The sequence below is a fragment of the Enterobacter sp. HK169 genome (assembly GCF_001719105.1).
GTDB lineage: Bacteria > Pseudomonadota > Gammaproteobacteria > Enterobacterales > Enterobacteriaceae > Enterobacter > Enterobacter asburiae_B.
Map to the genome: position 1 here is coordinate 933,733 of NZ_CP017087.1, position 12,740 is coordinate 946,472.

The 12,740-nt window shown below is 54.6% G+C and carries 19 protein-coding genes; all 19 read right to left on the minus strand.

Features of this window, described 5'->3' with window-relative positions:
- Nucleotides 1-7 precede the first annotated feature (7 nt).
- Nucleotides 8-1,201, minus strand: a complete 1,194-nt coding sequence (locus EnteroDNA1_RS04505; protein WP_069302932.1) for a phage tail sheath protein — start codon at nucleotides 1,199-1,201, stop codon at nucleotides 8-10.
- Between the two features lie 124 nt (nucleotides 1,202-1,325).
- Complete coding sequence (locus EnteroDNA1_RS04510; protein ID WP_069302933.1) at nucleotides 1,326-1,754, minus strand: tail fiber assembly protein; 429 nt, start codon at nucleotides 1,752-1,754, stop codon at nucleotides 1,326-1,328.
- A 2-nt stretch (nucleotides 1,755-1,756) separates the two neighbouring features.
- On the minus strand, nucleotides 1,757-2,716 hold the full coding sequence (locus EnteroDNA1_RS04515; protein ID WP_069302934.1) for a phage tail protein: 960 nt from the start codon (nucleotides 2,714-2,716) through the stop codon (nucleotides 1,757-1,759).
- Complete coding sequence (locus EnteroDNA1_RS04520; protein ID WP_069302935.1) at nucleotides 2,713-3,321, minus strand: phage tail protein I; 609 nt, start codon at nucleotides 3,319-3,321, stop codon at nucleotides 2,713-2,715. Before EnteroDNA1_RS04520 ends, EnteroDNA1_RS04515 begins: the two co-directional genes overlap by 4 nt.
- On the minus strand, nucleotides 3,314-4,222 hold the full coding sequence (locus EnteroDNA1_RS04525) for a baseplate assembly protein (protein ID WP_069302936.1): 909 nt from the start codon (nucleotides 4,220-4,222) through the stop codon (nucleotides 3,314-3,316). The genes EnteroDNA1_RS04520 and EnteroDNA1_RS04525 overlap by 8 nt, the downstream gene beginning before the upstream one ends.
- Nucleotides 4,223-4,228: 6 nt before the next feature.
- Nucleotides 4,229-4,579, minus strand: coding sequence for a GPW/gp25 family protein (locus EnteroDNA1_RS04530; protein ID WP_069302937.1), 351 nt, complete (start codon nucleotides 4,577-4,579; stop codon nucleotides 4,229-4,231).
- The gene (locus EnteroDNA1_RS04535) at nucleotides 4,576-5,217 is read right to left on the minus strand and encodes a phage baseplate assembly protein V (RefSeq protein WP_069302938.1); all 642 of its coding nucleotides are present in this window, start codon (nucleotides 5,215-5,217) and stop codon (nucleotides 4,576-4,578) included. Before EnteroDNA1_RS04535 ends, EnteroDNA1_RS04530 begins: the two co-directional genes overlap by 4 nt.
- 188 nt (nucleotides 5,218-5,405) lie before the next feature.
- On the minus strand, nucleotides 5,406-6,905 hold the full coding sequence (locus tag EnteroDNA1_RS04540) for a DUF2971 domain-containing protein (protein WP_083239543.1): 1,500 nt from the start codon (nucleotides 6,903-6,905) through the stop codon (nucleotides 5,406-5,408).
- A 127-nt stretch (nucleotides 6,906-7,032) separates the two neighbouring features.
- Complete coding sequence (locus EnteroDNA1_RS04545) at nucleotides 7,033-7,512, minus strand: phage virion morphogenesis protein (RefSeq protein ID WP_069302939.1); 480 nt, start codon at nucleotides 7,510-7,512, stop codon at nucleotides 7,033-7,035.
- Entirely contained in the window at nucleotides 7,505-7,972 is a 468-nt protein-coding gene (locus EnteroDNA1_RS04550; protein WP_069302940.1) for a phage tail protein, read from the minus strand. Before EnteroDNA1_RS04550 ends, EnteroDNA1_RS04545 begins: the two co-directional genes overlap by 8 nt.
- A complete protein-coding gene (gene lysC, locus EnteroDNA1_RS22535; protein WP_083239544.1) occupies nucleotides 7,935-8,180 on the minus strand; it encodes an Rz1-like lysis system protein LysC in 246 nt (81 codons plus the stop codon). Before lysC ends, EnteroDNA1_RS04550 begins: the two co-directional genes overlap by 38 nt.
- A complete protein-coding gene (gene lysB, locus EnteroDNA1_RS04560) occupies nucleotides 8,068-8,493 on the minus strand; it encodes an Rz-like lysis system protein LysB (RefSeq protein ID WP_069302941.1) in 426 nt (141 codons plus the stop codon). The genes lysC and lysB overlap by 113 nt, the downstream gene beginning before the upstream one ends.
- Nucleotides 8,490-8,999, minus strand: coding sequence for a lysozyme (locus tag EnteroDNA1_RS04565; protein WP_069302942.1), 510 nt, complete (start codon nucleotides 8,997-8,999; stop codon nucleotides 8,490-8,492). The genes lysB and EnteroDNA1_RS04565 overlap by 4 nt, the downstream gene beginning before the upstream one ends.
- On the minus strand, nucleotides 8,983-9,204 hold the full coding sequence (locus EnteroDNA1_RS04570) for a hypothetical protein (protein ID WP_001354073.1): 222 nt from the start codon (nucleotides 9,202-9,204) through the stop codon (nucleotides 8,983-8,985). The genes EnteroDNA1_RS04565 and EnteroDNA1_RS04570 overlap by 17 nt, the downstream gene beginning before the upstream one ends.
- Entirely contained in the window at nucleotides 9,195-9,398 is a 204-nt protein-coding gene (locus EnteroDNA1_RS04575; RefSeq protein ID WP_069302943.1) for a tail protein X, read from the minus strand. Before EnteroDNA1_RS04575 ends, EnteroDNA1_RS04570 begins: the two co-directional genes overlap by 10 nt.
- Entirely contained in the window at nucleotides 9,398-9,904 is a 507-nt protein-coding gene (locus EnteroDNA1_RS04580; RefSeq protein ID WP_044698609.1) for a head completion/stabilization protein, read from the minus strand. The genes EnteroDNA1_RS04575 and EnteroDNA1_RS04580 overlap by 1 nt, the downstream gene beginning before the upstream one ends.
- A gap of 99 nt (nucleotides 9,905-10,003) precedes the next feature.
- Complete coding sequence (locus EnteroDNA1_RS04585) at nucleotides 10,004-10,759, minus strand: phage terminase small subunit (RefSeq protein WP_069302944.1); 756 nt, start codon at nucleotides 10,757-10,759, stop codon at nucleotides 10,004-10,006.
- Nucleotides 10,760-10,762: 3 nt separating this feature from the next.
- On the minus strand, nucleotides 10,763-11,830 hold the full coding sequence (locus tag EnteroDNA1_RS04590; protein ID WP_069302945.1) for a phage major capsid protein, P2 family: 1,068 nt from the start codon (nucleotides 11,828-11,830) through the stop codon (nucleotides 10,763-10,765).
- A gap of 55 nt (nucleotides 11,831-11,885) precedes the next feature.
- Nucleotides 11,886-12,740, minus strand: coding sequence for a GPO family capsid scaffolding protein (locus EnteroDNA1_RS04595; RefSeq protein WP_069302946.1), 855 nt, complete (start codon nucleotides 12,738-12,740; stop codon nucleotides 11,886-11,888).

The following is a 12,740-nucleotide window of genomic DNA, read 5'->3' on the forward strand; positions in this document are numbered from 1 at the left end:
GAGCTCCTTAGCTGTTGACCGAGTCTGACAGGTCTGCCAGATAGGTATCGGTGATGCGCTGGCGCAGGGTCAGGTTTTCCAGCGGCGGGACGGGGGTGTAGTCGTAATCGATATACAGCTTCCCGGCTTTCAGGGTTTCCACGGTGTTTGACTCCGGGTCGTACCAGCAGGAGCCGTCAACGATATAGCCGTTGTTTTTCAGCTCGCGGAATTTGGCATTGATACCGGCGACGATGTCGCGGATGAGCGTTGCGGAAACGGGCTTATCCATCGCCCACGCGTGCGCCTCAGCCATCGTGTCGGCCAGCACCTGCGCCGTGCGGGTGTAGTTTTCAAACACGAATAACGGATCGTCCGAGCAGGTGCGGTTGCCCCAAAACTTAAAGCCGTCGTTGCGGATGAGCGTTGTCACCCCGGCCTGATTCAGCAGGTTGGCGTCGGTGGCCTGCTCCTGCAAATCCCATGACACCGAGGCACTGACGCCGGTGACGCCATTTACGCCGACGTTGGACAGCGTTTTGTGCCAGCCGATTGTCTGGTCTATTTTGGCGCGCAGGCCGAGCGCGCGGGCGGTCGCCCATGCAATATCGGTTTCGTTCGCCGTGGTGTCCCATGCCAGAAAATCAGGGTGAATCACCATGAGCTCGCGCTGGCTGAAATTCTCACGGTATTTGATGGCGTCGGAAATGGTCTTGCAGCCCCACGCGCTCACGTAGCCGAATGCGCGCAGGCTCTGGCAGGTCGACGCAAGCGCGGTCGCCACTTCCTGCGTATCCAGCCCCGGCACGCCGAGAATGCGCGGCTTAACGCCGGTGACGGTTTTCGCCGTTAACAGCGCTTTCAGCCCGGTGTATTTGCCGTTTTCGTTGGTCGTGCCGATGATGTTGGAAATGGTTTCTTTCTGCGCCGCTTCCGGGTCTTCCGGGTCTTCGAAACCTTCGGGAACGCGCACCACCACAATGACAGGTTTGCACTGGTCGGCGATGGCCTGAAGGGATTTTGCCAGCGTGCCCTGTTTACCGGCTTTCCCGATCGCCGTTTGCACGCTGGTAATCAGTACCGGCTCGTTTAAGGGGAATGTCTTTGCGTCAGCATCGCTGGCCGTACAGACCATGCCGATAATGGCCGTCGAGACGGTGGAAATGGTGCGCGTGCCATCATTAATCTCGATGACCTCGACGCCGTGATGATAGTCGCCCATCTGTTTAACTCCGTGGTTAAGGGGTGCGACTATTTTCTGTTGTGTGTCGCGCAGGCGCGATGCAATGCCGTTGGTGGAGGGATAACACAACATACAAAAAAGCCCTCCGGGTGGAGGGCTTCGTTTATTCTGGTCTTTCCGGCCACTCAATATCCGGCGCAGTGGCCGTATCTATGGCTTCGAGTTCATCAAGATAGTCTAACCAATCGTTGTATTGACTTTTTTCTGAGTCTTTCAATCTTCCCATCGCCGCTTTCCCCGGCCACTGCTTACTGTTTATGTATTCGTTAGCCTGATCAATAAGCAATTGTTTTTGTGAATCAGCCATCGCGTTCTGTTCTTCATCGGTAAGAGGCGGGATATCCGCCCATGCAGGGTGGCCATCGTCACCCGCTACCCTCATTTTGCTTATTGGTGGTTTTTGAAACTCAGAAAATGTTTCTTCATCAATCTCCACGCCATTTTCAGGCCACATTGCTGCGGCTTCGTAGTCTGCCTGCAATCCAAATGGATAAAATGCATTAGTACGCGCATCGTATAGATATTTGTTCATTTTTATTTTCCTATTGCAATCCAATTAGCGCCTGCACCCGTTCCGCCAGTACGGGAACTCATTAAATAGAACGCCACTAACCCAGTTCCTGCTGGTGATGTTGCAAATGCAGGGCAATCATTCGCGACGTTAGATGCGCTGTCAAAAGATGTTGCAATACGACAACCAGACGTAAATGGGATCGGAAAATTAATGGTTGTCGGAAAGCCGATTGATCCGGCTATATTAGTCCCAAACTGCAAGATTGTGCCGTCAGGAAACTTCATCCACCCCGCTCCAGAGGTAAAGTTTGCCATGGTTGGAATTTGGCCTGTTCCATTACCAACGTTCTTCGTTGCGGCTGTTCCCAAACCGAGGTTTTTTAGCACCTCAGCAACCAAACCAGCGTCGGCCATTTCTTTTAAAGCGTTCGCAATCATCAGATATTGCGCATGTGGGTTTTTATCCGCGACATGCTTTTTCATCAAATCATCAGCATAGGCTTTCACCTCGATAACCTTATCCTCGACATACTGCCGCGTTGCCAGCACCACCGACGGGTCAATTTTCAGGGTGATTGCCGACGTGCTCGACACTATCAGGATCATGCGAATGGTCTGCGTGCGGCCGCTCCCCTCCTGCAGTTGCGGCTTGTAGGTCTCCGGGCAGTTTGCCACGGCAATCAGAATCCCCTCATCATCGTAGAGGCCAATCTCGCGGATCCAGAAACCGCCCTCATTCTCGGGAATTATCTGTTCCGCGATAATATGGCTGGTATTGGCCGGGTCAACGTTCAGCAGGTTCAGCGGCGCGATGCGCTTCTGATTTATGAGCTTCGTCTGCGCCGGGTCAGGGGTCCGCAAAGTACCATTCGCATCGCCGACGGCCATCTGCGTCAGGTTTAGTCTGGTACCGAGTGCCGCCGCGTTCGCCAGCCGCGCCGCGCCCTGATTGGTCAGAATGGCAAAATATTTTGCGGTCATGTGTTCACTCTCAGGTTATCAATCAAATGGATGGCCGAGGCCGGGTAATATTCACCGCCGACGACAATTTCCTCGGTGGTGTAGGGGTAAACGGTGAGCGCGTCGCCGTCGTAGCATCCCGCGCCGACATACAGCTCGCCGGTCGCACTCAGGCTGATAGCCAGCCCGGTGAGGTGGCGGCTTGCCGGTTTGGCGTCTTCAATCAGGCGCTCGAGCTCCTGATACATTTCGTCAGTGATGCCACTGTCAAGCACGCCGACAACGAGACGGAAAGTGCCAGGCTCCTCGTCGAGTTGCCACCACTCGCGCACCTCAATCAGAAAGCCGAGCGGCTCAACCACCCGACGCAATGCGCTGATGGTGCCTTTATGCTGATGGACGAAAAACGAGGACGCACAGACGCTGCGCTTTGTCGCCTCCGGCCACTTCTCATCCCATCTGTCAACCGACAGCGCCCACGCCAGATACGGCAGCAGGTTTACCGGGCAGGTGCGCCAGTTCCAAAGGGTGCGCAGCGCTACCGGCACGCGCTGAATTTCAGAGAGTGCGGCAGCGGCAGCAACTTCCAGCGGCGACGAGCCAACGGGTAACAGCCGGTCACTCATCTGAGCCCCCGATAGCTATCTGGTACTCGGTACAGTTCGACGCCTGCGACTTACTCAGCACAATGTCGGCCTGCGGTGAGGCCAGCTCGACACGCTGCACCCCCTCAACATGCAGCGCCGCATAAATAGCTGACAGGCGGATATCACGCCCGAGGCGGTGCTGCGCGCTGATATAGCTCTGCAGCTTCTGCTCTGAGGCCTGCCTGATGGGCTCAGATTCGGGACCGGGGTAAACGTAGATCGTCGCGTCAATCTGGTACGGCACAATCTCGGCTGGCTGGACGGTCACACGGTCAGCCACCGGCCGCACATCTTCGGCATTCAGTGCCTTTTCAACGATTGCCAGCAGCTCATGGCTCGCGGTGCCGTCGCCCTCACGGGATAAGACGGTAATCGTTACGCAGGCTGGCGACGGGCTTGCGACCGACACGTCGGCGACCCGTCCGTCGGCGCTGCGACCGTGATACTCATATGCTCCGACCGGACCCGCCACGCTTAAGCCTTCAAACGCCTGTTGCGCGCGCAGGCGCAGGTCGGTGTCGGATTCCATAACGGCAGGTGTCGGCGGGATGGTGGTGTCATCCGCCGGGGTGATGGTCAGACGTTCGGTATTGTTGTTCCCGGCCACGACGTCAAGGTCGTGACCGGTTGAATAGGCCAGCGTTACCGCCTGCGCGGCTTCATTCACACGCTGACGCCAGATAACTTCACGATAGGCGTTTTCCTGCAGCAGCTTCACAATCGGCTCTGACTCAAGTGTGAGCGTACGGGCAATGGCCTCCTGCAGGTCTTCTGGATAGAGTGAAATTAGCGTCGCAATGCGTTCGGCAAGAATGGTTTCAAAGTCCAGTTCTTCCACCACATCGGGAACGGGTAACTGATTCAGGTCAACGGTTGCCATAGTGATTTAACTCAGTGGAATGGTGATGGAAAATGGCTGGCCGCCGGTCGAGCGGGTGCCGGTGATGTCGACATACAGCCCGCCGTCGGTCTCCGACCGTTCAAAGGTAATGGTCGAGAGGTCTACGCGTGGCTCCCACTTCTGGATCGCGGAATAGCACGCGGCCATAATCTGCAGGCGCAGCGCCGGGGTCTGCGGCTGGTCAATCATCTGCGACAGGAGCGAGCCATATTCACGGCGCATGACGCGTGAGCCAACCGGCGTGACCAGAATGTCACGCACGCTTTGCCGGATATGCTCAACCTCAGAGATACTGAGGCCGGTCTGGTTGTTCATTCCCAGATAACGCACCGTCATTGCGTCCCCTTAGTCCAGCTTCCGCCGCTCTGTACGTTGCCGTGCGCGTGGTTGTCCACCTGCACGCCGTTTGATTTCAGTGTCCCGCCGGTGTGCTCGATGTCGCCGGTCATCTTCCCGCCCTGTTTCACTTCGAGCGTGCCGGTCGTCAGCTTGTTGGTGCAAACCACCTCCGGGGTATCGAGAGTGATGCGGCTCGACGCTTTCACCAGCACCACCGGCACGGTGGCCGTAATTGACTCAGACGCGGTGACGTCAGCGGTTTTGATACCTGACACGGTGAGCGCGCCGTTTTCGGGTTCATACTCGATAACCGCCCCGTCAGGAAATGACACGTGGAGCGCATCAGGGGAGGCAGACGGCGCGGGATGGTCGTCAGAGAAAATGCCGGGCAGCACAAATGCCGTATCGAGCTCGCCGCCGATCGCCAGCAAAAGCACCTGCTCGCCAACGGATGGAGCCCACCATACGCGTGAGCGACCGGCGCGGCAGGTTAGCCAGTTCAGCCAGGTGGTTTCCATGCCGCCGGTCTGGACACGACAAAACCCCTCGTTGTGGTCGATGTCAGTCACGATGCCGGTGCGGATAAGGTTGCGGATCGCGCGTGCGATTTCCTGCAGAGAATTTAGATTATTCATGGGGAAAGAATGCCGCCGGGCGAGGCCAGCGGCAATCAATGCGGGTTTGATGAGGGATGAAACAACTCTAACCTAAAGATAAAGTCCCGCTCTTATCAATAAACCACCAACTCATAACACTTTCCTCTGACAAAACTTGCTAAGATAAAACCAATAAATTATCCCAACCTAGGATAATTTACTTATAATTAGGACCTGGAAAACCTTACCATGCTTAACTCAGTATTTTTAATCTCACCAGTCCGACGGCAATAATAAGCCTGGTAAAATTTAAAACCATAATGAGAATTCTCTCGCACTTTACCTTCAATTATTTTAATTATTTTCAATTTATGCTCAAAGGAGGTGTTAATACCAAAAATAATACCCTTTAATGAATTGAAATTATAATTCAGAGTGACGCCATGGTTTTCATACTGCCCTCCCATGTTATTTAATACAAGTCTATATTCATTTTCATACTCCCAATCTTTACTTTTTTGAGTTATTGGCAAGTAGTAATTTTCCCAATATTTTTTGCGCCACTCATCATTAAAAGTAGATGCGTAGGCACTCCGCTTCCCGTTACTATTTGTCAACCATTGTCTGTTGACAGCCGGTATAGGTAACTGCCCTAATGAGTCAAAGAAGTTTAACCCATCCTGCTTATGAGTATAGCGAATTTGATGAAAAGGTAAGCTTGAGGTTCCCTTTACAGGCCCGTTACTACCATATCCAATAAGAGCGTTATTTAGGGTAATACTATGCTGTCGATTATCTTCAAGCTTTGCATCAAATATCAAACATGCACCAGTATGATTGTCGCCATAGTTCCCCCAAACAGATGAGTTTGTAGCTTTACTCATAAAGCATGCGGTAAACCACCCTGGATACATTAGTTGCTCAAGATTAGCAATGTATGAAAATGGAAAACCACTTGTTAGCAATCTTTTATTGGGTTGCAGAATATTGCTTTTATATTCATAAATCAATGGAAATTGCTGTGTTTGCAACTGAAAATATTCCAAAAGGAAATCCATTTTAATACTATCATCTTCTCCTTCAGTTGCTTCCCTCATTGCATTCATGGTTTCACCAATTGATTTCCTACTCTTGTAAGCATCAACAATTGCAGATATATCTACCGAAACAAAACCAAGCTCGCCAAATTTTTCGAGTACACAACTTAACGCTATCGGATGGATTAAGTTAAGGTAAAAATTTAGTTCCACCTGGGAGGTGCTAGGCTTCCATTCTACAATATGGCTAATTAATGCCACTAACTCCTCCCTATTAAAGAATGCATCCTTTATTTCTTCCCAACTATCCTTGAGTTTCTCCGGTATAGTATTTTCAGGTGAAATCGTTTGCACACTCCCCTCAAGACTTTCACTTTCACCAAACAGACAGTAGTCATATACTATATTTGTCAGGCTGGCCAAATAATGCTTAAAGAGATTCTCCCAAAGTACCTCATCACCTTTAAAATATATATCCCGAAAACCCTCAGCCGGATCATTTAAAAGTTTAGGAGGCGCAAAGAAAATCGATTGCCTCTCAAGCTCTTGATACTTCTCACCAAGCAAACCATTTATTGACCGAAAACGGTACAATGTATTATTTTCGATTTCCCCGCCCATAAAAAGCCCCCATTGTTTATAAAGTAACCATGCCAATAAAGAAAGCATATAAAATATCAATAAAAACATCACGCAACCAGAAGAAAATGGTATTATCGTGAACTGGCATTGTTTTTCTTACAGCTATACTTTGCTGGACATCCTGTAACTAATTCTTAAGCCCAGCGCCCCTTTTCAATTAAATTAGTTTTAGCCTTCATATACAACTAGAGTTGCCAGGCGTTTTGTTTAAAGCTAAATGACTGAAAATGAGATTTTCAATGGCGTATTTTTCTCCGCGGTTAAATCCGAGAAGCTGGCGCTCTGAATACTGCACGTCACGGCCGTGCGGGTTAGGACGGTCTTTTAGCCCGTACTGATGGACACGCGCGATGCGCTGCACTTTACCTGTAAATTCCACTACCGCGCTGTTTTCACGGCCAGTGGCTTTCATGTACCGGCTTGTGCGTAGCTTCTGGAACATCGCCCGTTTAATTCGCCCGGTCTTAGCCCTGAGAGGCTGACGCTTTCGCGCCTGATACGGTGAGCCGTCCGGTGCTTTCTGCAGCTTGATACGTTGCTGTTGCGACCTGCGCAGCTCCTTTGCTATCTCTCCGGCCAGCTTGCGGCGCGCAGCCGGTGACAGGGCAGCAATCAGACCGTTGAGCCTGTCGTCAAAGGGCTTAAATTCAGTCATCCCATTTACTCGCCAGCACTCCGTCAAGATAGAGCTCTTTTAGTGGGGTTACGAGCTCCGGCAGCGGCGGCTCAGGGGCATAGCTCACGTGCAGCGCGCCGTTTTCCTCTTTGATGATGGTGCGCTCGGTGAGCTGCAGGCTGATGCTGATATCGACGCTGTCCCCGTCGTTCAAATCCATCTGGAAACGGTAGCCCTTTTTGCGGCCGTCATCGAGCGTGCAGATATCCGGCTGGTTTTCCCTGAGCCATGCGGCCACCGGCACGAAAATCAGGTCAGGGTCGCCCACAAAGTCACACACGATCACATTCAGGGTATAAATTTTCTCGTGCGACAGCGAGGCCGCGAGACGCGCATCGATATTCCCCTCATCGGCAAAGATGCGCATCATTTCGGGGTTTGTTTCAAGCTGCGGGACGGATTTAATCAGCGCTTCGCGCAGGCTGCGTGCTTTCTTCATCGAGTTTATCCTGACAGTCTTTGATGGTTTCAACCTGCAGCGCGCAGGCGGCGAGCGCGTGCTCAAGCCTGCGAATATCGGCGCTCAGGTCGCCATTAGTGGCCGGGTCGCTTCCCGGCATCGGGCAATAGCTCACCTTCGGGCAGGCGCTGTAAACAATGACCGGCGGAGGCGCAACCGGCGCGGGTGTGCAGCCTGCGCACAACATCAGGCAGTTCAGCGCTATACCAGCGGCGTAAGGTTTCATTCTCATTTATCAGCCTCGTAATGGTTTGTTCACGCCGCACGGCCATCGCACCTGCGGCCAGCAGTTCGCCGCGTAAACTGACCTGCGCGGTTTCATTTCGCCTGGCAATTCCCTGCGAAACGGAAAGCTGATTTTTCAGCATGCCGATCGCGTTTTTTTGTTCGGTCGCGACCCTGTTCGCCCGTTCAAACGAGCGCGTCAGGTTGCCGTTTTCATGACGCTGCCAGAGCACAACCGCCATCAGCGCAGCCAGTAAAAACAACATCACTTTCATTGAATCCCCCTGAGGCAGTAGGTACGCTCGCGCGCGCGGCGATTCTCCAGCCCTTTGTTAACTTCGCCATTCACATAAACCCAGCGGGTGAGCTGGTCGCACGCCTGCGGCCATTGCTGGCGTTTGATAAACGAGACCAGCGTCGACCGGCAGGCCGCACCGGTTCCCACGTTGAATGAGAAGCTGACCAGCGCGTCGTAAACATGCGGCGGCATTTTCACCGGCGCGCACACGGCCAGACGTTTCTCGACGTTCAGCACATCCGCGACGAGATTCGCCGCCGCCTGCCGCTCGGTGATTTCCCCCTTTGGTACGACGCCTGCAGTGTGGCCGATGCCCGACGTCCACAATCCCGCGCTGCACTGGTAAGGCGTCAGGCGACAACCTTCGAGGTCGGCAATCAGCGCCAGCCCCCCGGGCGAGGTGTTAAGCAGACGAAAGTCAGGCATAAGCGCTGCCAGCGCCAGCACGGCGGCCACACTGCATTTTTTAACGATTGATTTCACGAATAGCCCCTTTATCGAGTCCGAGCGATGTCAGGTAGAGGTACGTCTTGCGCTTAAACCAGTAGTTCGTCAGCGCGGTAAAAATGGCGCATCCGCCACCCACGTATAGCGCCATCTTTTCGGGCGACATTGCCCCGACATACGCCAGCCCCACGGCCAGCCAGTAGGCGATAAACGTGGTGATTTTTTCCATACTCAGTCCCATAGATTCACCGTTTCGGTACTGGCCGCGCTCTCGGTCTCGGGCAATTCTACTGCCGTGCCGTGTGGCAGGATCACACCGAGCTCAGACAGGCCGGGATTAGCCTCTAAGACGGTTTCGACCACGCCCTCAGTGCGCCCGTAGTACCGGGCGCAAATCGCGTCGAGGGTGTCGCCCTGCAGCGCATACGCTTTCATCAGATTTGCCCCACAATGCAGCGCGCTTTGTCCTGGATGCGCGCCACAGACCAGCGCATATCCCGCCACATTTCATCGATAGTGCTGTCGATGCTGTCGGCTTTTTTGTCCCCTTTGGCGGTCGCATCCACGCCGCGAAAACGTTCATAAAGCGTGGCCGTCGTCATCGAGCACACGGCGTTGAAGTAGTGGAAAACGCGCACGCTTTCGCCGTCGAGCTTGTCGGTCGGGACTTCCGCCAGCGTGGCGTAACCGGCATCGAGCTGACTTTCGCGCCAGTCGCTCAGCTCCGCGTTAGTCTCCGCGATCGCGGTCTTAATCGCCCGGCGCAGGCGCACGGGGGAAACGGTCTGCTCCAGTCGCATTTCTTCCCGCACGCGCTTCGGATCAACGTCAGGAAAAAACGGGGTGTTTTTGATTACCGGCTCGCTCACGCCAGGTGGCGGTATCACCACGCCCGGCACGTCCTGCGGCTCTTTTTTTGGCTCAATAATCAGCGTCGTCATGACAACCTCGGGTAATGGGTGGGCGGTGGACGCCGGTCGCAGTCAGGGCAATTGATACCCGCATTAACCGGCGTGCCGCCCGGTTCGGGGAGCGCTCGTTTAACCTGCGACTTTTGCCGCCTTTGGTGGACGCCCGCGTCGTGCCGCCGGTTTGGCGGCAGGCTTGCGCGTGCGCGGTTTAGTCGTTTTGGTTTTCGGTGCCGGTTCGGGTTTTGGCCTGAGCTGACGCTCTAACTGCTCGATATCCTTTTTCACACCGATAGTGCTTTCTAACTGGATCGCACGCTGCAGGTGCGCCAGCGCCTCGGGCAGTTGCTCCGCATCACGCAGCACGTAGCCGGTGATTTTGTGCAGCTTCGCACGCACGATATCGGGCATATCCGCGCGTTCAGTCAGCGCGATAGTGTCGAGCAGGTTCGCCAGATTGACCGGCTGTTTTGCCGTGAGCAGGCGCTGCGCGGCCAGTGCCACTTCTTCGGCCAGCAGGCACGGCGTCGGACGGCGACCGACCGGCATGGTGAGGCCGTAGGTCATGGCGTAACGGGCGATTTCCAGCGCCCCAGCGATATCGTCAGCATCGAGACGCCAGAGCATCACCGTCATGACAATGTCATCCTGTGCGCCTTTGCCGTTTGCTAGGACGCCAGCGACCCACGGCAGGTAGAACGGCAGCAGCTCGCGCTTTTTCGCGGCTTTGCGCTCTTTGGAGCTGATTTGTTTCAGCGTGCGGTTGTCTGCGGCCAGCTTAACGAGCATCTGCTCATAGGCAGTTGCATTGCGCAGCGGGACGGCAGCCCGCTGCGCAGTTTCAGAGGCCGAGACCCGCATCATGTGACGCGCTGCGGGACTCGTCATGGCTTACTCTCCGCTTTCCGTTGCTGCAGGTGCGGTGAAGTCACCGAGCTTGATGTTTTCAATCAGGCAACCGGCGGCGTAAGCCTCGACCACGTAGTCAACATTCATTGACTCGTAGTTTTCGATGCGGTCTTTTTTCGGGTTTTCGATGATGCTGCGACGGTGCGCGTCATCCATGAAGTAGACAGACAGGTTGTCGAGACGCGTCACCATCAGCGCATCTGCCGGGAAGTAAGGCACGCGCACGGCTGGCAGGTTGCCGATTCGCTTCTGGCTGATGATGATGTCAGCGGCCAGTGACTCGGTGTTTGCCTGCTCTTTGTTGACGATCGGGAAATATTTATCCGCCATCAGCTTACGCCCGGTGATGACGACGAGCTCCGGGTCATCCTGATAAATCTCGTCAATCAGGTTGCCGGTGGCATCCATGACCAGCGCGTCGAGGTTCGCATAGTCGCCGTTTTTACCCACGCGGATCACTTCAGAAATCACCGCACCTTCTTCGTCGGTGATTTTTGACATCACGCGCGCGGGCGCTTCATTGCGGTACTTCTGCAGCCAGCCGATCGCCACGTCCTGCAGCAGTGGATTTTTTTTACGGTCGGAGGTCGCCGCGCGCTCGATGCCGTTGAAACCGGCCATGATGAAATCCAGGGACTGACGTTTGATGATGGCGTCACGGATACGGGTCTGGAAGTCCTGGAATCGCGCCCACAGGTCGAGCTGTTTGTAGCGGATATGGAAGTCAAAGTTAATCTGGTCGCACTCGTATTTATTGGACTCCAGCGCGGTAAAGTCAGCGGTCTTACGCTCATCATCACCGGCGGTGTCGGCGGTGCTCGCAATCGTACCGTTAACGCCGACGCCGACTTTTTCGCCCTTCAGTTCGTCAACCGGCACGATGTTGATTTTGGTCAGAAACGCGGATGACATCTGCAGGGTGGTCATCAGGGTTTGCGTGACCGACGGCTCGACGGTGAATTTCTTCGCCACGTCATCGGTGGAAATACCGTTCAGCTCCGCGACGCGGGACAGGTAGGCATTAAATTTGAAACGGGTATCTTTACGCATGGTTTTTCCTGTTCGGGTAAAAGGGTTCAGGCCGGGCAACGCGCCCGGCGCGTTATCAGCAGTTGGTCAGCAGCTCGTCGCCCGTACCGCCTTTTGAAAGCTCACGGCGCGGCTGGCGCTGGCTTTCGGTGTTATCGAGGGAGCTTTTGAGGTCGTTAAACGCCTGCGCGCTTTCTTCCGCCTTGCTGGTCACGTCCTGCTTAAGTTGCGCCAGTTCGGTCTCCAGCTCGGTGACGCGCTGGTCGGTGGCGTTGAGGTTGGTCTGCACCAGCTCGGTGACGGTGGTCACGGCCTCATGCACATCCGCGAGACGCGCGTCATCGCTGGCCTGCTTACGGCCAAAAATGGCTTTAACCTTATCGGTCAGGCTGTTGAGCATGGTGTCGGGGACGTCCTCAAATTCCAGCTCAGCCAGTGAGGCCACAGAAAAAACGTCGTCCGGCTGGTCTTTTTTACCGGCGAGCGGGTTCTGCGCGGCGCGGCTGCAGAATTCGAGGTATTCGGTGCCAAGGCTTGCCGGGTCATCGGTGACAGCTAGGCCAACGAGGTAACATTTGCCGCTGTTGGCAAAGTTCGGGCGGATCTCCATGGAGGTGTAAACCTTCTGCCCGGCCTTAACCATGCTGACCAGCTCGTCGAGCGGCTGGATTTTGCCAAACAGCGCTTTTTTGCCATCGAGCGCAGAGCCATCGCTGATAATCTCCGCCTTGAGCTCGGTCACATCGCCATAACGTTTAAACGGACTGTCAGGCATCAACCCCCGAATATGTTCGAGGTTGATGCGGCAGCCGTAGACGCGCGGGTCGAACGTGTCGGCCATATCCTGAATATCGTCACCGCTGATGACGCGGCCATCGCAGGTGTCACCCTCGACGCCGATTCGAAACCATTTAGAAACTTTCTTTGCCAT